Origin of the sequence: Streptomyces scopuliridis RB72 (assembly GCF_000718095.1) — a bacterium.
Classification (GTDB): domain Bacteria; phylum Actinomycetota; class Actinomycetes; order Streptomycetales; family Streptomycetaceae; genus Streptomyces; species Streptomyces scopuliridis.
Genome location: NZ_JOEI01000043.1, coordinates 4817 through 27948 on the forward strand (window position 1 = coordinate 4817; position 23132 = coordinate 27948).

Sequence of the window (23132 nt, forward strand, 5' to 3'; positions counted from 1 at the left end):
CTACAGGTCGGACTGGCCGTTGAGCGCGGCCCGCACCAGGTCTGCCACTGCCATCGAGTCGATGGACTCGTCGGTGTTGCCGGTATTGAAGGGTTCGTCGTCTTGCGCCGGGGACGTATCGCCCCGTCCCGCCAGTTGGAGCAGCGGTTCCAGCACGCCGATGTCCCGCAGCCGCGCGAGCGGTACGGACGCCAGCAGGGCCCGGATCTCCGCTTCCTCGCCATCCGCCCCGGCTCCGTCCCCCTCGTCGGGGATCAGCTCGCCGAGCACGTGCTCGGCGAGGGCCGTGGGCGTCGGGTGGTCGAAGACGAGCGTCGCGGAGAGGCTCAGGCCGGTGGCCGTGTTGAGCTGGTTGCGCAGCTCGACGGCTCCGAGCGAGTCCACCCCGAGGTCCCGGAAGGACCGTTCGGCGCCGACGGCGTCCGTGTCCGGGTAGCCGAGCACCTGCGCGGCCCGGGTACGGACGAGGTCCACGACCGTTTCGAGCCGCCGGTTCGCCGGCAGGCCCGCGAGCCGGTCCCGCAGACCGCCCTCGGCCGCGCCGCTCCTGGGCGCCGCCGCCGTGGCGGCCACCATCTCGTCGTAGCCGGGGAGTTCGCGGAGCAGGGCGCTCGGCCTGGCCGCGCCGAAGGCTCCGACGAAGCGGTCCACGGCGACTTCGGCGACGACCGCGGTCGGCTCGGGCTCCATGACCAGCCGGAGCAGTGCCTCGCAGGCCAGCTCCGGGTCCATGGCGCCGATTCCGGCGCGCTTGGCGGCCTCGTCGGCCCCGGCGCCGCCGGCCATTCCGCCGCCGCCCCAGGCGCCCCAGGCGATGGAGGTCGCCGGCAGGTCCTGTGCCCTGCGCCGTTCGGCCAGGGCGTCCAGGACCGCGTTGGCGGCGGCGTAGTTGGCCTGGCCGAGGTTGCCCACGGACGCGGAGGCGGAGGAGAAGAGCACGAACGCCGCGAGGTCCAGCTCACGGGTCAGTTCGTCGAGCAGGAGGGCCGAGGTGACCTTCGCGCGGAAGACCGCCTCGAACCGCTCCGGGGTGAGCCGGTCGAGTACTCCGTCGTCCAGGACTCCGGCCGCGTGGACCACGCCGGTGAGCGGGTGCTCCGCCGGGATGTCCGCGAGCACGGCCGCCAGTTGGGCGCGGTCGGCGACATCGCAGGCCGCGAGGGTGACGGCCGTGCCGAGGGCGTCGAGTTCGGCGCGCAGGGCGTCGGCGCCGGGTGCCCCGGGGCCGCTTCGGCTGAGCAGCACCAGATGCTGGGCGCCGTCCTTGGCGAGCCGGCGGGCGACATGCGCGCCGAGGGCGCCGGTGCCGCCGGTGATCAGGACGGTGCCGTCCGGGTCCCAGGCGCGGGCGGACCGCTTGCCGGGCGCCCGTACCAGGCGCCGGGCGAGGACCGCGGAGGTGCGTACCGCCACCTGGTCCTCCCCGTCGAGGCCCGCCAGCACTCCCGCGAAGCCCGCGGCTGCCCGCTCGTCCAGCGTCTCGGGGAGGTCGATGAGACCGCCCCAGCGCTCCGGGTACTCCAGCGCGGCGACCCGGCCGAGACCCCATACGGCGGCCTGGAGCGGGCGGTGCGCGCCGTCCGCGCGGTTCACGGACACGGCGCCCCGGGTGGCGCACCACAGCGGCGCGTCGATCCCGGCGTCGCCGAGTGCCTGGAGCAGTACGGCGGTAAGGGCTGCCCCCTCGGGCACGCTGCCCGCGAGGGTCTCGCGCAGCGCCAGGAGCGAGACGACACCGGCGAAGCGCGTGCCGTCCTCGGCGTGCGCGCTCGCGGCGAGGTCGCGCAGTTCCCCGGCCAGTCCGGCCCGGTCGGGGCCGGCCACGGCGAGCCGTACGGCCTTGGCGCCGAGCGCGTCGAGCGCGTCGGACACCCAGGGGTCCTCGGTCAGTTCGGCGGGGACCACCGCGAGCCAGGTGCCCGTGAGCGGCTTGCGGTGGGCGAGGGACGCGCCGGCCAGTGCCTTCCAGACGATCCGGTGGCGCCAGCCTTCCACGACCGATTCGTCGTTGCGCTGCTTGCGCCAGTCCAGCAGCGCGGGCAGCACCTTCGACAGGGCGTCACCCTCGACGTCCAGGGCGGACTCCAGCGAGGCGAAGTCCTCCTGTTCCACGGCGTCCCAGAACGCGCGGTCCGTGGCCTCCGTCTCCTGCGCCGCAGCGCCGGTGGCGGTGGCGGTGGCGCCGGGCATGACGTCCGGCCAGAACCGGCCGTGCTGGAAGGCGTAGGTGGGCAGGTCCAGCCACTGGGCCCCGGTGCCCGCGAAGAACGCGGACCACCGCGGGCTCACCCCGTGGACATGCAGCCGCGCGAACGCGGTGACCAGCGTGGTCTCCTCGCCGCGGCCCTTGCGCAGGACCGGTACGGCCACGGCGCCGCGCGGCGCCGTCTCCTGGGCCAGCGCGGAGAGGATCCCGTCCGGGCCCAGCTCCAGGAACGTGGTCACACCGCGCTCCGCCATCGTCCGCACGCCGTCGGCGAAGCGGACGGCCTCGCGGACGTGGCGCACCCAGTACTCCGGCGAGCGCAGTTCGTCGGCCGTGGCCTGGGCGCCGGTCAGGTTGGACACCACCGGGATCCGGGGCGCCTGAAGCGACAGTCCGGCGACGACGGTGCGGAACTCGTCCAGCATCGGGTCCATCAGCGGCGAGTGGAAGGCGTGCGAGACGCGCAGCCGGTTCGTCTTGCGGCCCTGGGCCTCCAGTTGGGCCGCGGCCTCCAGGACCGTGTCCTCGTCACCGGAGATCACCAGCGACGTCGGGCCGTTGACCGCCGCGACGGAGACCCGCTCCGACAGCAGAGGCAGGACCTCCTCCTCGGTGGCCTGGACGGCGACCATCGCACCACCGGACGGCAGGGCCTGCATCAGCCGGGCCCGCGCGACGACCAGCCGGGCCGCGTCCTCCAGCGAGAACACGCCCGCCACATGCGCCGCGGCGATCTCACCGATCGAATGACCGGCCACGAAGTCCGGCCTCAGGTCCCAGGACTCCACCAGCCGGAAGAGCGCCACCTCGATGGCGAACAGCGCGGGCTGGGTGAAGCCCGTCTCGTTCAGCGCCTCGGCGTCCTCGCCCCACATCACCTCACGCAGTGAACGGCCCAACTGGGCGTCCAGCGCGGTCAGTACGGAATCGAGCGCCTCCGCGAACACCGGGAAGGCCTCGTACAGTTCCCGGCCCATGCCGATCCGCTGCGAACCCTGTCCGGAGAAGAGGAACGCGCGCTTTCCGACCCGCTCCACATGGTGCTCGACCAGATCCGAGGCGGTACCGCCCTCGGCGAGGGCGGCGAGTCCCGCGAGCAGACCGTCCCGGCCGGTGACCGTCAGGGCGGCCCGGTGCTCGAAGACCGCGCGGGTCGTCGCGAGCGAGAACGCCAGGTCGGTCAGCGGGGTGCCGGGCCGCGCCGTCAGCTGGGCGAGCAGCCTGCGGGCCTGGGCCCGCAGCGCGTTCTCGGACTTGCCGGAGAGCAGGACCGGCAGCGTCTCCGCCTCGCGAACGGGCGCTTCGGGTGCGGTGGGTGCCGGGGCGGCCCCGGCGGGCGCCTGCTCCAGGATGACGTGGGCGTTCGTACCGCTGGCACCGAACGAGGAGACTCCGGCGCGGCGCGGGCGGCCCGACTCGGGCCAGGCGACCGGTTCGGTGAGCAACCGGGCGGCGCCGGCCGTCCAGTCCACGTGCGAGGTCGGGGTCTCGGTGTAGAGCGACCTCGGCAGCGTGCCGTGCCGCATCGCCATCACCATCTTGATCACGCCCGCGACGCCGGAGGCGGCCTGGGTGTGACCGATGTTGGACTTCAGCGAGCCGAGCAGCACCGGGCGCTCCGGGTCGCGGTCCTGGCCGTAGGTGGCCAGCAGCGCCTGCGCCTCGATCGGGTCACCGAGCTTGGTGCCGGTGCCGTGGGCCTCGATGGCGTCCACCTCGGCGGCCGTCAGGGCGGAGTTGGCGAGCGCCTGCCGGATCACCCTCTGCTGGGCGGGTCCGCTGGGCGCGGTCAGTCCGTTGGAGGCGCCGTCCTGGTTGATGGCGGAGCCGCGCAGGACCGCCAGGACGTGGTGGCCGTTACGCCGGGCGTCGGAGAGCCGCTCGACGACGAGCATGCCCACGCCCTCGGACCAGCCGGTGCCGTCGGCGTCCTCGGAGAACGCCTTGCAGCGGCCGTCGGGCGACAGCGCGCCCTGGGCGCTGAATTCGACGAAGCCCGCCGGGGTGGCCATCACGGTCACTCCGCCGGCCAGCGCGATCGAGCACTCGCCCGAGCGCAGCGCCTGGGCCGCCAGATGCAGCGCGACCAGCGACGAGGAGCAGGCGGTGTCGACGGAGACCGTGGGTCCCTGGAGACCGAAGGAGTACGCGAGCCGGCCGGACAGGAGGCTCGCCGACTGGGCCGTCTCCCACTGGCCCGCCTCGGCCGGCGGCCGGTAGTCGCCGCTGCCGCCGCCGACGTAGACGCCGGTGGTGCTGCCCCGCAGGGTCGCCGCGTCGATGCCCGCCCGCTCCAGCGCCTCCCAGGCCGCTTCGAGCACGATGCGCTGCTGCGGGTCCATCACGATGGCCTCGCGCGGCGAGATGCCGAAGACTCCGGGGTCGAAGTCGGCCGCGTCGTACAGGAAGCCGCCGTTCCCGGTGGTGCTGCGTCCGCGTCCGCCCTCGGGCGGGCCGCCGAGCAGGGTGTCGAGGTCCCAGCCGCGGTCGGTGGGGAACTCCCCCACGGCGTCGGTCTCGTCCATGACGAGCTGCCACAGGTCCTCGGGCGAGCCGACGCCTCCCGGGTAGCGGCAGGCCATGCCGACGATGACGACGGGGTCGTCACCGGTCTGCGCCGAGGCCACTACGGGGGCCGCGGCGTCCGGCAGTTCGCCGAGCAGCAGACCGCGCAGATGACCGGCGAGCTCGGCCGGGGTCGGGTGGTCGAAGACCAGGGTGGCGGGCAGGGTGACACCGGTACTGGCCGTGAGCTGGTTACGCAGATCGACGGCGGTCAGCGAGTCGAAGCCGAGGTCGCGGAAGGGCAGATCGGATTCGACCACCGTGGTGTCCGGGTGTCCGAGGACCACGGCGACCTTGTCGGTGACCAGGGTGAGGAGGGCGTCCGCGCGCTCCGCCTCGGGCAGTTCCAGCAGCCGCTGCCGGTAGGCGCCGGCCGCCGACCGCTCGTCGCCGCGGTCGCGTTCGGCCGTGTCGATGGCCTTGCGGGCTTCGGGCAGGTCGGCCAGCAGGGCGCTGCGGCGGGCCTCGGTGAAGGCCGGTGCGAAGGTCTCCCAGCGCACATCGGCCACGGTCACGGCGGGCTCGCCGTCGGCGACGGCCCTGCCGAGCGCGGCGAGCGCCGCGTCGGCGTCCAGTACGGGCAGTCCGTTCATCCGCAGATGCGCGGCCATACCCGTGTCGACCACGTCCGACCAGGCACTCCAGGAGACGGCGAGCGCGGTGGCTCCCCGGGCGCGGCGCTGCCGGGCGAAGGCGTCGAGGTACGCGCCGAGCGCGGCCTCGTCTCCCTGGCCCCGGACGCCCCAGACTCCGGCGATCGTGCCGAAGACGACGAACGCGTCGAGCGGCTGGTCTCCGAGGACGGTGTCGAGCTGTACGACTCCGGCCAGCGCGGCGGCGAGGCCCTCGGATCCGGAGCCGGCCGTGCCGGTGGCCTCCTCCGCGTGGATCACCGCGGTCAGCGGCGCGTCCTCGGGGAGTGCGGTGAGCAGCGCGGTCAGCGCGTCGTGGTCGGAGAGGTCGCAGACAGCGAAGGTGACGGTGGCGCCGAGCCGCTTCAGTTCGGCTTCGAGCGCGTCGGACCCGGCGAGGCCGGACGCGTGACGGCCGGTCAGGACGAGATGCCTGGCGCCCTCGCGGGCCAGCCGGCGGGCGGCCCGGCCGCCCATCGTTCCCGTACCGCCGGTGATGAGCACGGTGCCGGTGGGGCGCCAGGAGGCGCCGGAGGGGTTGGCGGGTGTGGCGGTCGTACGGACCAGCCTGCGTCCGAGGGTTCCGTCGGTGCGGACCGCGATCTGGTCCTCGCCGTCGTGTTCTTGACGGTTCGTCAGTACCGCCGCGAAGGCGGCGCCCGTGCGGTCGTCGATCGTCTCCGGGAGGTCGATCAGGCCGCCCCAGCGGTCGGGGTGCTCCAGCGCGGTGACCCGGCCCCGGCCCCATACGGCGGCCTGTCCGGCGCTGAGCGGCGGCTCGGAGGGGGCCGTGGAGACGGCGCCGCGGGTGACGCACCACAGCGGCGCGTCGATCCCCGCCTCGTCCAGCGCGCTCACCAGCGCGTCGGGCCAGGCCGCGTCCGCCGGCAGATCCGTGGCGCCCAGGACTCCGGTGGCTCCGGTGGCTCCGGTGGCTCCCGCGGCGAGCAGGGAGACGACGCCGGTGTAGCCGGCTCCGTCCCGGTCCGCGCGCGCCGTGGCCAGGAGTTCCGCCAGCCCGGCGAGGTCGGCGGGGTCAGCCGTGATCGTGTCCAGCCGGGCCGTGCCCGTACGCAGCGCCTCGACGGCGGCGGTCAGCCACGGCGAGTCGGCGCCGGACGGCACGATCACCAGCCAGTCGCCGGACGGCGCGGTCACGGCCGGGGCCGCGAGCGGTGTCCAGGTCTCGTGGTAGCGCCAGTTGGCACCGGCGGACTGCTCGCCCCGGCGGCGGCGCCAGGCGGAGAGCGCGGGCACCATCGTGGTGACGGTGTCGCCGTCCAGGTCCAGCGAGGCGGCCAGCGCCTCCAGGTCCTCGCGCTCCACCGCCGACCAGAACTCGGCATCCACCGGGTCGGGGGCACCGGCAGCGGCAAGCGCGGCGGGCTCGGGCCAGTACCGCTCGCGCTGGAAGGCGTACGTCGGCAGTTCCACCCGGCGCGCGCCCAGGCCCTCGAAGAAGGCGGCCCAGCGCGGTCCCGTGCCATGCGTGTGCAGCGCGGCCAGCGCGGCGACCACGGCCGTCTCCTCGCCCTGGTCCTTGCGCAGGAGGGGCACCACCGCGGGCGCGGGCTCGACGCCGTCCAGGCTCTGCTGGGCCATCGCGGCGAGCACCCCGTCGGGGCCCAGCTCCACGAACGTGCCGACCCCGGCCTCGCGCAGGGTGCGCACGCCGTCGGCGAACCGCACGGCCTCGCGTACATGCCGCACCCAGTAGGCGGGCGAGCGCAGTTCGTCCGCCGTCGCCAGAGCGCCGGTCAGATTGGAGACCACCGGGATCCGGGGCTCCTCGTAGGTGAGCGACTCGGTGACCCGGGCGAAGTCCGCCAGCATCGGGTCCATCAGCGGCGAGTGGAAGGCGTGCGAGACCCGCAGCCGCCTGGTGCGCCTGCCCTCGGAGGCGAACAGCTCGGCGACCTCCAGGACGGCGTCCTCCGTGCCGGCGATGACCAGCGCGCGCGGGCCGTTGACGGCCGCGATGGAGACATCGCCGTCCAGCAGCGGGGCGACTTCGTCCTCAGTGGCCTGGAGGGCGACCATCGCGCCGCCCTGCGGGAGCGCCTGCATGAGCGTGGCGCGGGCCGCGACCAGCCGGCAGGCGTCCGCCAGCGAGAACACCCCCGCCACATGCGCGGCGGCGATCTCACCGATGGAGTGACCGGCCACGAAGTCCGGGGTGAGGCCCCAGGATTCGGCGAGCCGGAACAGCGCCACCTCGATCGCGAACAGCGCGGGCTGGGTCCATCCCGTCTCGTCCAGCAGCTCCGACTCGAAGGTGCCCGGGGCGGCGAACAGCACTTCCCTGAGCGGGAATTCGAGCTCGGTGTCCAGATGGGCGAGGACCGCGTCCAGGGCTTCGGCGAAGACGGGGAACCGCTCGTACAGCTCGCTGCCCATGGCGCCGCGCTGGCTGCCCTGGCCGGAGAAGAGGAACGCGGACTTGCCGGGGGCGCGGCTCGCTACGCCGCGCGCGCTCTCCCGTACGCCGTCGGGGCCGGCCAGCAGCACCGCGCGGTGCGCGAAGACCGTACGGTCCGTGGCGAGCGAGCGGCCGATGTCCAGCGGGGACAGACCGGTGTGCGGCGCGGCGAAGGAGGTGACCCGGTCGATCTGGGCCTGCAGCGCCTCGCGGGTCCTGCCGGAGACGATCCATGGCACGACGGCCGGGGTGGCGACGGGCTCGGCGGTCCGCGCCTGCGGCGCTTCGACGGCCGGGGCCTGCTCGACGATGACATGCGCGTTCGTACCGCTGACACCGAACGCCGAGACTCCGGCGCGGCGCGGGCGGCCGGTCTCCGGCCATGCCTCCGGCTCGGTGAGCAGCCGTACGTCGCCGGCCGTCCAGTCCACATGCGCCGAGGGGGTGCCGATGTGCAGGGACTTGGGCAGGGTGCCGTGCCGCATCGCCAGCAGCATCTTGATGACGCCCGCGACGCCTGCGGCGGCCTGGGTGTGGCCGATGTTGGACTTGACGGTGCCGAGGAGTAGCGGGCGCTCCCGGTCCCGGCCGTAGGTGGTCAGCAGGGCCTGGGCCTCGATGGGGTCGCCCAGGGTGGTGCCGGTGCCATGGGCCTCGACGGCGTCGATGTCGGCGGCGGTCAGTCCGGCGTCGGCGAGCGCCTGCCGGATGACCCGCTGCTGCGAGGGGCCGTTGGGGGCGGTCAGGCCGTTGGAGGCGCCGTCCTGGTTGACGGCGGTGGAGCGGATGATGCCGCGGACCTCGTGTCCGTTGCGTACGGCGTCGGAGAGCCGTTCCAGGACCAGGATGCCGACGCCTTCGGACCAGGCGGTGCCGTCGGCGGAGTCGGAGAACGCCTTGCAGCGGCCGTCGGGGGCGAGTCCGCCCTGGGTGGAGAACTCGACGAAGGAGTCGGGGCTCGACATCACGGAGACGCCGCCCGCGATCACCAGCGAGCATTCGCCGGCGCTCAGTGCCTTGCCGGCCCAGTGCAGCGCGACCAGCGAGGAGGAGCAGGCGGTGTCGATGGTGACCGCCGGGCCCTCCAGTCCGAGGGCGTAGGAGAGCCGGCCGGACATGACGCTGGCGGTGTTGCCGGTGGCCACATACCCCTGGACGTCGGAGACGGACCGGCGCAGCAGGTTGGGGTAGTCCTGGCCGTTCGTGCCGACGAAGACGCCGGTGGTGGAGCCGCGCAGACCGGACGGGTCGATCCCGGCCCGCTCCAGCGCCTCCCAGGTCGCTTCGAGCAGCAGGCGCTGCTGCGGGTCCATCGCCAGTGCCTCGCGCGGCGAGATGCCGAAGAAGCGGGCGTCGAAGTCGGCGACCCCGGTGAGGAATCCGCCTTCGAGGGTGTCGGAGGCGCCCGCGCCGAGGGCCTCGATGTCCCAGCCGCGGTCGTCCGGGAAGCGGGTGATGCCGTCCCTGCCCTCGTCGAGCAGCCGCCACAGCTCCTCGGGCGAGGAGACCCCGCCGGGGAAGCGGCAGCTGATGCCGACGACGGCGATCGGGTCGTCGTCGAGCGGGCGTCCCGCGGCCACCGGCGTGGCGGCGGCCGGGCCGGGCAGCGAGCCGAGGAGTTCGGCGAGCAGGAAGTCGGCCATCTCGCGCGGCGTCGGCTGGTCGTAGACGAGGGAGACGGGGAGGCTGAGCCCGGTGGCGGCGGCGAGCCCGTTGCGCAGTTCGAGTGTGGTCAGCGAGTCGAAGCCGAGGTCACGGAAGGCCCGGTCGTCCTCGATGGCACCGGCGTCGGAGTGGCCGAGCACGGCGGCCACCTGGCCGCGCAGCAGGTCCAGTACGTATCCGCCGCGCTCGGCCTCGGGGAGTTCCGCGAGCCGCTGCCGCAGCTCCGGCTCCCCGCCGGTGGCGCCGGCCGGGGCGGTGGCGGACTGCCGTACCTCGGGCAGGTCGCCGACGAGCGGCAGGGGGCGGGTCGCCGCGAAGGCGCGGAGGAAGCGGGTCCAGTCGATGTCGGCGAGCGCGAGGGCGGTGTCGTCCTGCTCGATCGCCCGGAGCAGGGCGCGGACGGCGGGTTCCGGCGCGAGCGGTTCGAATCCGCCGCGCCGTACGCGGGTCTCGATCTCGGCCGCGTCGGCGACCATGCCGGATCCGGCCCAGGGGCCCCAGGCGACGGAGAGCGCGGTCTGTCCGTGTGCCCGGCGGTATTCGGCGAGGGCGTCCAGATAGGCGTTGGCGGCGGCGTAGTTGCCCTGTCCGGCGGCGCCGAAGACGCCCGCCGTGGAGGAGAAGAGGACGAACGCGGACAGCGGCAGCTGGGCGGTCAGCTCGTGCAGATTGCGGGCGGAGGCGACCTTCGCGTCCAGGACGGTCCTGAAGCTCTCCTGGGTCAGCGCGTCCACCACGCTGTCCTCCACGACACCGGCCGTGTGGATGACCGCGCTGAGCGGGGTGTCCTCGGGGACGGTACCGAGCAGGGCGGCCAGCGCCTCGCGGTCCGCGACATCGCAGGCCGTGATGGTGACCCGGGCGCCGAGTCCGGTCAGTTCGGTGCGCAGGGCGTCCGCGCCGGGGGCGTCCGCGCCGCGCCGGCTGACGAGCAGCAGATGTTCGGCGCCCGCGCGGGCCAGCCCGCGGGCGACATGTCCGCCGAGGCCGCCCGTGCCGCCGGTGATCAGGATGGTGCCGGACGGGTCGAAGGGCTGCCCGTCGCTCTGTGCGGCGGGGCTGTGGGCGAGCCGGCGTACGAAGACGCCGGAGGCGCGTACGGCCACCTCGTGCTCGCCGCCGGTCCCGGCCAGGACACCACGCAGCCTGCGGGCGGCGTGGGTGTCGAGCTGCTCGGGCAGATCGACGCAGCCGCCCCAGCGGTCGGGCTGTTCGAGCGCGATGACGCGGCCGAGGCCCCAGACGGCGGCCTGGTCGAGTCCGACCACCGGCTCGGAGCGGCCCACGGAGACCGCGCCGCGCGTGACGGTCCACAGGGGCGCGCCGATCCCGGCGTCGCCCAGCGCCTGTACGGCGACGGCGGTCAGGAGGAGGGAGTCCGGTACGCCGGTGCGCGGGACGCTCTCGCAGCCCGCGAGGCCGAGCAGTGACAGGACTCCGGCGAACTCCCCTTGTCCGGCGTGGAGTTCGGCCAGTCGTGCGGCGAGCGCGGTCCGGTCGGCGCCGGTGACCTCGCAGGTGACGGTCTCGGTGGCGAGGGCGCGGACGACCTCGGCGGACCACTCGGCGTCCTCCTTACGGGACGGCGCGAGGACGAGCCAGCGGCCGGTCAGCGCGGTCGGCGCGGTGGATCCGGTCTGCGGCTTCCAGGTGACCCGGTAGCGCCAGGCGTCCACCTCGGACCGCTCGTCGCGGCGGCGGCGCCAGGCGGTGAGCGCCGGGACCATCGCGGTGACGGTCGCGTCGTCGAGGCCCAGTGAGGCGGCGAGCGTGCTGATGTCGTCGCGCTCCACGGCCGACCAGAACTCGGCGTCCGCCGCGCTGCCCGCGCTCTCCGGCGGGCTCGTGACGGCGAGCGTGTCGGGCCAGTACCGCTCGCGCTGGAAGGCGTAGGTCGGCAGTTCGATCCGGCGTGCGCCGGTGTCCGCGAAGTACGCCGCCCAGTCGACGTCCACGCCGTGGGCGTGCGCGCCGGCGAGTGCGGTGACGACCGCCTGCTCCTCGGGCCGGCCGGCCCGCAGCAGCGGCAGCAGTCCGGTGCGCGGCGCGTCGGTGAGGCTCTCCCTGGCCATGCCGCAGAGCACGCCGTCGGGGCCGGTCTCCAGGAAGGTGCGGACCCCGCCCTGTGCCGAGAGCCAGTTGATCCCGTCGGCGAACCGGACGGCCCCGCGCACATGCCGGACCCAGTACTCCGGGGTGCTCACCTGGTCGTCGGTGGCGAGCGAACCGGTGACGTTGGAGACGAGGGGGATCACCGGCGGGTGGTACGTGATGCCCCGCGCGACCCGGGCGAAGTCGTCGAGCATGGCGTCCATGAGCGGCGAGTGGAAGGCATGGCTCACCCGCAGCCGCTTGGTCTTGCGCCCGTCGGCCCCGATCGTCGCGGCGATGTCGAGGACGGCCTCCTCGGCGCCCGCGATGACGAGCGACGCCGGGCCGTTGACGGCGGCGATGGACACCTCGTCCTCGCGTCCGGCCAGCAGCGGCAGGACCTCGTCCTCGGCGGCCTGGAGCGAGATCATCGCGCCGCCCTCGGGCAGCGCCTGCATCAGCCGGCCGCGCGCCACCACCAGGGCGCACGCGTCCTCCAGGGAGAACACCCCGGCGACATGCGCGGCGGCGAGCTCACCGATGGAGTGCCCGGCGAGATAGTCCGGGGTGATGCCCCAGGACGTGGCCAGCCGGAACAGCGCCACCTCGATGGCGAACAGCGCGGGCTGCGCGTACTCGGTCCGGTCGAGCAGGGCCGCCTCCGCCGAGCCCTCGGCGGAGAACAGGATCTCGCGCAGCGGCCGGTCCAGCGCTCCGTCGACCCGTGCCAGTACGGCGTCGAGCGCGTCGGCGAAGACGGGGAACCGCTCGTACAGTTCGCGGCCCATGCCGGGGCGCTGGCTGCCCTGGCCGGTGAAGAGGAACGCCGTACGGCCGCGGCCCGTACCGCCCTGGATGACGCCGGGGCCCGGCAGTCCGTCACGCAGGGCCAGCAGGCCCCGCAGCAGTTCGTCGCGCTCCCCCGCCACCACGGCGGCGCGGCGCTCCAGGCCGGCCCGGGAGGTGGCCAGGGAGAAGGCGAGGTCGGTGAGGCGCGCGTCCGGGCGCTCCTCCACCAGCGAGAGCAGCCGTCCCGCCTGGGCGCGCAGCGCGGCCTCGCTCCTGGCGGAGACCACCAGCGGCAGGTTGCCGGGGCGGGGCTCGCTGTCGGGGGCCGGGTCCCCGGCGGGCTCCTCGTCGGGGGCCTGTTCGAGGATGGTGTGCACGTTGGTGCCGCTGAGTCCGAAGGAAGAGACGGCGCCGCGGCGCGGGCGGCCGGTCTCGGGCCAGTCGGTCTGCTCGGTCAGCAGACCGATGGCGCCGGAGGACCAGTCGACATGCGAGGACGGGGTGTCGATGTGCAGGGTCTTCGGGACGATGCCCTGCTGGAGTGCGTGCACCATCTTGATGACGCTGGCGACGCCGGAGGCCATCTGCGTGTGGCCGATGTTGCTCTTCACCGAGCCGAGGAGCAGGGGCCGTTCGGCGTCCCGGTCCTGTCCGTAGGTGGTGAGCAGTGCCTGTGCCTCGATGGGGTCGCCCAGCGCGGTGCCGGTGCCGTGGCCCTCGATGACATCGACCTCGCGGGATTCGAGTCCGGCGTTGGCCAGGGCCTGGCGGATGACCCGCTGCTGCGAGGGGCCGTTGGGGGCGGTGAGCCCGTTGGACGCGCCGTCCTGGTTGACGGCGGAGCCGCGTACGACCGCGAGCACGGTGTGGCCGTTGCGCCGGGCGTCGGAGAGACGCTCCAGCAGGACCAGCCCGACGCCCTCGGCGAGCGTCATGCCGTCGGCGGCCTCGGCGTACGCCTTGCAGCGGCCGTCGACCGCGAGCGCCCGCTGCCGGCTGAAGCCGACGAAGGCGCTGGGGGTGGACATGATGCTGACGCCGCCGGCGAGCGCGAGGGAGCTCTCGCCGTTGCGCAGCGACTGGCAGGCCAGATGCAGCGCGACCAGCGAGGAGGAGCAGGCGGTGTCGAGGGTGACGGCCGGTCCCTCGAAGCCGAAGAGGTAGGAGACCCGGCCCGACAGCACGCTGGAGAGCGTGCCGGTGATCATGTGGCCCTCGGAGCCCTCGGCGGAGTTGGCCACGCTGGACGCGTAGTCCTGGTAGCTGGCGCCGATGAAGGTGCCGGTGAGGCTGGAACGCTGGGCGACGATATCGATCCCGGCGTGCTCGAAGGCTTCCCAGGCCGTCTCCAGCAGCAGGCGCTGCTGCGGGTCCATCGACATGGCCTCACGCGGCGAGATACCGAAGAAGCCGGGGTCGAACTCGGCGACGTCCCGCAGGAATCCGCCCTGGACGGAGTAGGTCCTGCCGGAGCGGTCCGGGTCCGGGTCGTAGAGCCCCTCGGCGTCCCAGCCGCGGTCGGCGGGGAAGCCGGAGATGGCGTCCGTACCGTTCAGGACGAGCTTCCACAGCTCCTCCGGCGAGCTGACCCCGCCGGGGTAGCGGCAGCTCATTCCGACGATGGCGATCGGGTCGTCGTCGGCCGCGGCGGCGGAGAGCGACGCAGCGACGGCGGCCGTACCGGTGGCGCTCTGGGCGCCGGCCAGTTCGGAGCGGAGGAATCCGGCGAGCGCGGCGGGGCTCGGATAGTCGAAGACCATGGTCGTCGGCAGCGTCAGCCCGGTGACGGAGGCGAGACGGTTGCGCAGTCCGACGGCGGTGAGCGAGTCGAAGCCGACGTCACGGAAGGCGCGCTGGTCGGGCAGGGCGTCGGGGGACGAGAGGCCCAGGACGGCCATGGCTTCGGTACGGACGACCTCCAGCACCAGCCGCTCCTGCTCGGCGGCGGACAGCGCGCGCAGCCGGGCCGTGAACTCGCCCTCCACGACGGTGCCGGTGGTCTGCTCGGCGGCCTCGGTGAGCGCGCGGACCTCGGGGACCTCGGTGAAGAGGGCCGTGGGGCGGCTGGAGGTGTAGACGGGGTAGTACGTCTCCCAGTCGACGTCGGCGACCGCGATGACGGTCTCGTCGTCGTCCAGGGCCCGCTTCAGTCCGGTCAGCGCCAGCTGCGGGTCCATGAACTCCAGACCGCTGCGGCGGATCATCTTCGGGTCGACGCGGCCGGCCTTGATGTCGTCGGCCCAGATGCCCCAGGACAGGGAGGTGGCGCGCAGACCGCGGGCGCGCCGGTGGGCGGCGAGCGCGGCGAGATAGGCGTTGCCCGCCACATAGGCGGCGTGCGCTCCGCTGCCCCACATGCCGGCGGTGGACGAGTAGAGGATCAGGTCGTCCAGGTCGTCGTTGTCGAGGAGTTCGTCCAGGACCTGGGCGCCGGTCACCTTCGCGTGCAGGACGCGGGAGAAGGCGTCCATGGTGGTCTCGGCCAGTGAGTACAGCTCGATGAGCGCGGCGGTGTGGACGACCGTGCGTACGGTACGGCCCTCGGCCTTCAGGTCCGCGAGGAGCGCGGCGACGGCGTCGCGGTCGGTCACGTCGCAGGCGACGGCGGTGGCTTCGGTGCCCGACGCGGCCAGTTCCGCGACGAGTTCGGCGGCGCCCGGGGCGTCCATGCCCCGGCGGCTCATCAGCACCAGGTGCTCGGCGCCCTGTCCGGCCAGCCAGCGGGCGAGATGCGGGGCGAGCGTGCCGGAGCCGCCGGTGATGAGTGTGGTGCCGCGCGGCGTCCAGTCGCGGGAGACGCCCTGCTCACCGGCTCCGGCGCGGACGATGCGGCGGGTGAAGACCCCGGAGGGGCGGACGGCGAGCTGGTCCTCCTCGCCGAGGGCGCCCGAGAGCGCGGAGGCGAGCCGTCCGGCCGCCCGCTGGTCGAGCGCCTGCGGCAGATCGATGACGCCGCCCCAGCGCTGCGGGTGCTCCAGCGCGGCGGTCCAGCCGACGCCGGACACCAGTGCCTGGACGGGGGAGGTGACCTCGTCGGAGCGGCCGGTGGAGACCGCGCCCCGGGTGAGGAACCACAGCGGGGCCTCGATTCCCGCGTCGCCCAGCGCCTGGACCAGCGAGACGGTCAGCGCGAGTCCGAGCGTCAGCCCGGGGTTGAGCTCGCCGGGCTCCTCGGCGGCGGCGAGCGTCGAGACGACCCCGGCGAACTCACCGGCTCCGGCCAGCCGTTCGGCGAGGACCTCGCGGTCCACGCAGGGCTCGTCCAGCACCAGCCGGATCACCTCGGCGCCCTGGCCGCCGAGCGCGTCGGCCACCTCGCCGGTGTCGTGCCCCTCGGCGGAGACGACGAGCCAGCTGCCGGTCAGCGATCGCTGCGGGACGGTGCCCACCGGCGACCAGGACACCCGGTAGCGCCAGGAGTCGACGGTGTTGCGGTCCTTGCGGGACCTGCGCCACGACGACAGCGCGGGCAGTACGGCGGCCACGGACTCCTCGTCCGTGCCCAGGGTGGAGGTCAGCGCGGAGAGGTCCTCCTGCTCCACCGCCGCCCAGAACTCCTCGTCGACGGGGTCGGCGGCGACCGCGTGCTCGGGGGCGGGCGGTATGGCCCAGAGCTTCTCGTGCTGGAAGGCGTACGTCGGCAGCTCGACCCGCCGGGCGTCCGTGCCCGCGAAGAGTCCGGCCCAGTCGGCCTCGACGCCGCGTACGTAGGCCTCGGCGACCGACAGCAGGAAGCGCGAGACGCTGCCCTGGTCGCGGCGCAATGTGCCGGTGGCGACGGCCGGTTCGGCCGTCTCGTCGATCATGTCCTGTACCGACATGGTCAGTACCGGGTGCGAGCTGACCTCGATGAAGGCGCGGTGTCCGGCGCCCAGCAGATCGCGTACGGCGTCGGCGAAGTGGACCCGCCGGCGCAGGTTGCTGAACCAGTAGTCCGCGTCCATCTCCTCGGTGTCCAGCCAGTCGCCGGTCATCGTCGAGAAGAACGGGACGTCGGAGGTGCGCGGGCCGACCGGCGCGAGGACGTCGAGGAGTTCGTCGTGCAGATTCTCCACCTGCGCGGAGTGGGAGGCGTAGTCCACCGCGACCCGCCGGACCCGTACCTCCTCGGCCGTCAGCTCCGCCGACAGCTCGTCCAGCGCGCCGGGCTCACCCGAGACGACCACCGAACGCGGCCCGTTGACGGCGGCCACGGACACCCGGCCCGACCATGCTTCCAGCCTGCTTTCCAGCTGGTCCACGGGCAGTGCCACGGACATCATTCCGCCATGACCGGCCAGTGTGCGGCCGATCGCCTGGCTGCGCAGCGCCACGACCCGGGCGCCGTCCCGCAGGGACAGCGCGCCGGAGACGACGGCCGCCGCGATCTCGCCCTGCGAGTGGCCCACGACCGCCGCGGGCTCCACGCCCCGGGAGCGCCAGAGCGCCGCCAGCGACACCATGACCGCGAACGAGGCGGGCTGGACGACATCGACGCGCTCCAGCGTGGGCGCGCCCTCCGCCTCCCGCAGCACATCGATGAGGGACCAGTCCACGAACTCGCTCAGAGCGGCGGCGCATTCGCCGATCCGCTCGGCGAAGACCGGTGACTCCTCCAGGAGTTGGGCGCCCATTCCGGCCCACTGCGAGCCCTGTCCGGGGAAGACGAAGACCGTCTTGCCCTCGACGTCGGCCACACCCCGGGCCACCACGGACGACGGTCCGTCGGCCCCGACGGCGCGCAGGGCCTCCAGCGGGTCGCTGTCCTCGGTGGGGACCACCACGGCGCGGTGTTCGAAGACCGAGCGGGACGCGACGAGCGAGTAGCCCAGATCGAGCGGGCGCGGCGCGGGGTCCGCGTTCTCGACGTACGAGACCAGCCGGGCCGCCTGCTCGCGCAGCGCGGCGCCGGTCCTGGCCGAGACGGCCCACGGGACGACGCCGCCCGCGACGGGCACCGGCGGGAGATCGGGGCCGGCCTCCTCGGGCTCGTCGGCGGCGGGCGCCTGCTCCAGCAGCGTATGGGCGTTGGTGCCGCTGATACCGAACGACGAGACGGCGGCCCGGCGCGGACGGCCGGTCTCGGGCCATTCGACGGCCTCGTGCAGCAGCCGCACCGTGCCGGAGGACCAGTCCACGTGCGAGGACGGGTTCTCGGCGTGCAGCGTCCTCGGGAGGACGCCGTGGCGCAGCGCCATCACCATCTTGATGACGCTGGCGACACCGGCGGCGGACTGGGTGTGCCCGATGTTGGACTTGACCGAGCCGAGCAGCAGGGAGCGCTCCGGGTCGCGGTCCCGGCCGTAGGTCGCCAGCAGCGCCTGCGCCTCGATCGGGTCGCCCAGCGGCGTACCGGTTCCGTGCGCCTCCAGGGCGTCGATGTCGGAGGGGGCCAGGCGCGCGTTGGCCAGCGCCTGGCGCATCACGCGCTGCTGCGAGGGGCCGTTGGGGGCGGTGAGTCCGTTGGACGCGCCGTCCTGGTTGATCGCCGAGCCGCGGATCACCGCGAGGACGGGGTGTCCGTTGCGCCGGGCGTCGGAGAGCCGCTCGACCAGCAGGATGCCGACGCCCTCGGCGAGTGTCATGCCGTCCGCGTCGTCGGAGAACGCCTTGCAGCGGCCGTCCTGCGCGAGGGCCCGCTGTCGGCTGAACGCGACGAAGGGGGCGGGCGTGGTCATGATCGTGGCGCCGCCCGCGACGGCGAGCGTGGACTCGCCGTTGCGCAGCGACTGGCAGGCCAGATGCAGCGCGACCAGCGAGGACGAGCAGGCCGTGTCGACGGTGACGGCGGGGCCTTCGAGCCCGAAGACATACGAGATACGTCCGGACAGGACGCTCGGGCTGCTGCCGGTGACCATATGGCCCTCGGCGCCGTCGCCCGCGCCGAGTCCGTAGTCCTGGTAGCTGGAGCCGATGAAGGTGCCGGTCAGGCTGCCGCGTGCCTCACTGGGGTTGATCCCGGCGCGCTCGAAGGTCTCCCAGGTGGTCTCCAGCAGCAGCCGCTGCTGGGGGTCCATCACCAGCGCCTCGCGCGGGGAGATGCCGAAGAAGGTGGGGTCGAACGCGTCGGCCTCGTGCAGGAATCCGCCGAGCGTCGAGTAGGTCTTGCCCTGCCGGTCGGGGTCGGGGTCGAAAAGGCCCTCGGCGTCCCAGCCGCGGTTGACGGGGAATTCCGTCACCGCGTCCGCGCCATTGGTGACCAGGTCCCACAGCTGTTCCGGGGAGTCGGCGCCGCCGGGGAAGCGGCAGCTCATGCCGATGATGGCGATGGGCTCGTCGTCGGCCGCGCCGGTGGCGACCGGGCCCGCCACCTCCAGGACGGAGCCGAGGATCTCGGCCCGCAGATACCGCGCCAGCTCCACCGGGGTCGGGTAGTCGAAGACCATGGTGCTGGGCAGCGTGAGGCCGGTGACGCCGGAGAGCCGCTTGCGCAGTTCGACGGCGGTCAGCGAGTCGAAGCCGATGTCGCGGAAGGCGCGTCCTTCCGGGACGCCGTCGGCGGAGCTGTGGCCGAGGACCGCCGCGGCCTCGCTCCGTACGAGGTCGGAGAGGAGCCGGTCCTGCTCGGGCCCGTCCAGGGCGCGTACGCGCGTGACGAACTCGGAGGCGCTGCCCGAGCCTTCCTGTTCGGTGGCGGCGGCGAGCGCCCGTACCTCGGGCAGGCCGGCGAGCAGCGCGCTGGGGCGTACGGACGTGAAGACCGGTGCGTAGCGGTCCCAGTCGACGTCGGCGACCGTGACGGTGATGTCCCGCTGGACGACGGCGCGGCGCAGTTCGGACATGGCCGGGCCCGGCTCCAGGAAGCCGAGTCCCTGGCGCTTCAGGGCGCCGGAGACCGCCTCGTCGGTGGCCATGCCGGCTTCGGCCCAGGGGCCCCAGGCGATGGAGGTGGCGGTCAGTCCGCGGGCGCGCCGGTGCTCGGCGAGGGCGTCGAGATAGGCGTTGGCGGCGCCGTAGGCGCTCTGGCCGCCGCTGCCCCAGACTCCGGCGATGGAGCCGAAGAGGACGAACAGGTCGAGTTCGCGGTCCCCGAGCAGGGCGTCGAGATGGGCGGCGCCCGCCAGCTTCGCGGAGGTCAGTTCGGCGAACTCGGCGGGGGTCAGTTGCGCCAGGGGTCCGTACTGGCCGACGCCCGCGGTGTGCACGACACCGGTCAGCGGCAGTTCGGCCGGGATGCCGGCGAGTACGGCGGCGAGCGCGTCGCGGTCGGCGGCGTCGCAGGCGACGATCTCGACGCGGGCGCCCAACTCCTCCAGCTCGGCGCGGAGTTCGGCGGCGCCGGGGGCGTCCGGGCCGCGGCGGGACGTGAGGACGAGGTTCTCGGCGCCGGAGCGGGCCAGCCAGCGGCCGACCTCGGCGCCGAGGCCACCGGTGCCGCCGGTGACCAGGACGGTGCCCCGGGCGGTGAACTCCTCGGCGGCGGGCAGCGCGTCGACGGTGTACCGGACCAGCCGGCGGCCGGAGACTCCGGAGGCGCGCAGCGCCACCTGGTCCTCGCCGTCGGGGGCGTCCTTCGTGGCGAGCACGCCCGCGAGCCGCTGGGCGGCCTGCTGGTCGAGTGTGCCGGGCAGGTCGATCAGTCCGCCCCAGAGCCGTGGGTACTCCAGGGCCACGGTCCGGCCCAGTCCCCAGGTGGCGGCCTGGGCGGGGTGGGTGACGGGGTCGGCGGGGCCGGTGGACACGGCGCCCCGGGTGGCCGTCCACAGCCGTCCCCGCGATCCGGTGTCGTCAAGTGCCTGGACGAGCGCGAGCGTCAGGGCGAGGCCGTGGGTGAGCGGCGCGTAGCTGTCGCTCGGGCGCTCGTCCAGCGGGAGCAGGGAGAGTACATGGGCGGTGCTGTCGAACTCGCCGGTGGACTTGGTGGATTCGAGCCGCGCGGCCAGCGTCTGCCGGTCGGCGCACGAGGGGTCCAGGACGAGGCGGCGTACCCGTGCGCCGTGGGCGCTGAGCGCGCCCGCCAGCTGCTCGGCGAGATCTCCACCGTCCGCATCGGCGCCTTCGACATCGCTGGTGACGAGCAGCCAGGTGCCGTCCAGGACCGGCGCGGCCGGCTTGTCGAGACGGGTCCACTCGACGCGGTAGCGCAGCGAGTCCAGCAGGGTCTTCTCCTGCTTGCCCCGGCGCCAGGAGGTCAGCGCGGGCAGCAGCGAGCCGAGGGAGTCGTGTTCCCGCTCGCCCAGGCCGAGGATGGCGGCCAGCTCGTCGGCGTCGCCGCGCTCCACGGCGGCCCACAGCCGCTGGTCCCCCGGGTCGGTGCCCGCCACGGCGGAGGCCGCGGGCAGCTCGGGCCAGTAGAACGTGTGCTGGAAGGCGTAGGTCGGCAGATCGACGCGGCGGGCGCCGCTGCCCGCGAAGTAGGCCGCCCAGTCGACCGTGACGCCCTGTACCTGGAGCCTGGCCAGCGCGGTGGTGGCGGCCACGTCCTCACCGCGGTCGGCGCGGCAGAGCGGGATCAGTTCGGCTTCGTAGGTGTCGCCCAGGGTGTCCTGGGCCATGGCGGTGAGCGGTGCGTCGGGGCCCACTTCCAGGAAGGTGGTCGTTCCGGCGTCGCGCAGGGTGCGTACGCAGTCGGCGAAGCGGACGGCGTCGCGGACATGCGCGACCCAGTACTCCGCCGAGCACACCTCGTCGGTGGCCAGGGCGCCGGTCAGATTGGAGACGAGCGCGATGCGCGGCGCGTGGTAGGTGAGTCCCTCGGCGACGGTACGGAACGCGTCGAGCATCCCGGCCATGCGCGGCGAGTGGAAGGCATGGCTCACCCGCAGGCGCTTGGTCTTGCGCCCGCGCGCGTCGAACGCCGCGGCGATCTCCAGGACCGCGTCCTCGTCCCCGGAGACGACGACCGAGTCGGGGCCGTTGACCGCGGCGATCGAGACGGTGTCCTCGCGGCCGGCCAGCAGCGGCAGAACCTCGTCCTCGGCCGCCTGCACGGCGACCATCGCGCCGCCGGAGGGCAGCGCCTGCATCAGCCGGCCGCGCGCCGCGACCAGCGCGCAGGCGTCCGCGAGCGAGAGCACACCCGCGACATGGGCCGCAGCGAGTTCACCGATCGAGTGGCCGGCCACGAAGTCCGGCGTGACGCCCCAGGACCGTACGAGACGGAACAGCGCGACCTCGACCGCGAACAGCGCGGGCTGGGTCCAGCCGGTCTCGTCCAGCAGCGCGGCCCCGTCCGTGCCCTCGTCGGCGAACAGCACCTCGCGCAGCGGGCGGTCGAGCAGCGGGTCCAGCTCGGCGAGCACCGCGTCCAGCGCCTCGGCGAACGCCGGGAACCGCTCGTACAGTTCGCGTCCCATGGCGGGCCGCTGGCTGCCCTGTCCGGTGAAGAGCACCGCGGTCCTGCCGCGCCGCGCCGCCTCGCCCTCGATCAGTCCGGCGTCGGGGCGGTCGGTGGCCAGCGCGGTGAGGGACCGCAGCAGCGCGGTACGGTCGCCCGCCACCACGGCGGCGCGCTGGTCGAACCGGGTACGGGTGGTGGCGAGCGAGAACGCCGTGTCCACCAGGTCGAGTTCGGGCCGCGCCTGTACGTAGGAGAGCAGCCGGGCCGCCTGGCCGCGCAGGGCGTCCCGGGTCCGGCCCGAGAGCAGCCAGGGCACGGCTCCGGGCTCGCGGCGCGGCGCGGTGCGCGCCGGGGCCGTGGTGCGCGGGGCCTGCTCGATGATGGTGTGGACGTTGGTGCCGCTGATACCGAACGAGGAGACACCGGCCCGGCGCGGACGGCCGGTCTCGGGCCAGGCGGTCTCCTCGGTCAGCAGCTCCACCGCGCCCTCGGACCAGTCCACATGCGAGGACGGGGCGTCGACGTGCAGCGTCCGGGGCAGCACGCCATGGCGCATCGCCATGATCATCTTGATGACACCGGCGACACCGGCCGCGGCCTGCGTGTGACCGATGTTGGACTTGACCGAGCCGAGGAGCAGCGGACGCTCCGGGTCGCGGTCCCGGCCGTACGCGGCGAGCAGGGCCTGCGCCTCGATCGGGTCGCCGAGCGTGGTGCCGGTGCCGTGCGCCTCCACCACGTCGATGTCGTCGGCCGCGAGTCCGCCGCTGGCCAGCGCCTGACGGATGACGCGCTGCTGCGACGGGCCGTTGGGGGCGGTCAGACCGTTGGAGGCGCCGTCCTGGTTGACGGCGGAGCCGCGGACCACGGCGAGGATCTCGTGGCCGTTGCGCTTGGCGTCCGAGAGGCGTTCGAGGACCAGCATGCCGACGCCCTCGGACCAGCCGACGCCGTCGGCCGAGTCGGAGAACGCCTTGCAACGGCCGTCGGGCGACAGTCCGCGCTGGCGGGCGAAGTCCACGAACACCGACGGGGTCGACATCACCGTCACACCGCCGGCCAGCGCCAGCGAGCATTCGCCGCTGCGCAGGGCCTGCATCGCCCAGTGCATCGCGACCAGCGACGACGAGCACGCGGTGTCGACCGTCACCGCCGGACCCTCCAGGCCCAGCGTGTACGAGACCCGGCCGGACGCCAGGCTCGCCGAGCTGCCGCCGCCCCGGAAGCCCTCGAACTCCGGGCGCCTCACGCGGCGACATCCCGAAGAACGCCGGGTCGAACTCGCCCGCCTCGTGCAGGAATCCGCCCGAGCGGGTGTACGCCGTACCGGCGTGGTCCGGGTCCGGGTGGTAGAGCGACTCGACGTCCCAGCCACGGTTGGTGGGGAAGCCGGAGATGGCGTCCGCCCCCTCGGTGACCAGCCGCCACAGATCCTCCGGCGAGGCCACCCCGCCCGGATAGCGGCAGCTCATCCCGACGACCACGATCGGATCGTCGGCCACCGCG

At 74.1% G+C, this 23132-nt stretch carries 1 protein-coding gene and 1 pseudogene; both read right to left on the reverse strand.

What is annotated here, in order from left to right; genetic code table 11:
- Complete coding sequence (locus IF11_RS37295) at positions 1 to 22875, reverse strand: type I polyketide synthase (protein WP_051746472.1); 22875 nt, start codon at positions 22873 to 22875, stop codon at positions 1 to 3.
- A 52-nt stretch (positions 22876 to 22927) separates the two neighbouring features.
- Positions 22928 to 23098, reverse strand: a pseudogene (locus IF11_RS43340) (beta-ketoacyl synthase N-terminal-like domain-containing protein); the annotation flags it as partial.
- Between the last annotated feature and the right edge of the window lie 34 nt (positions 23099 to 23132).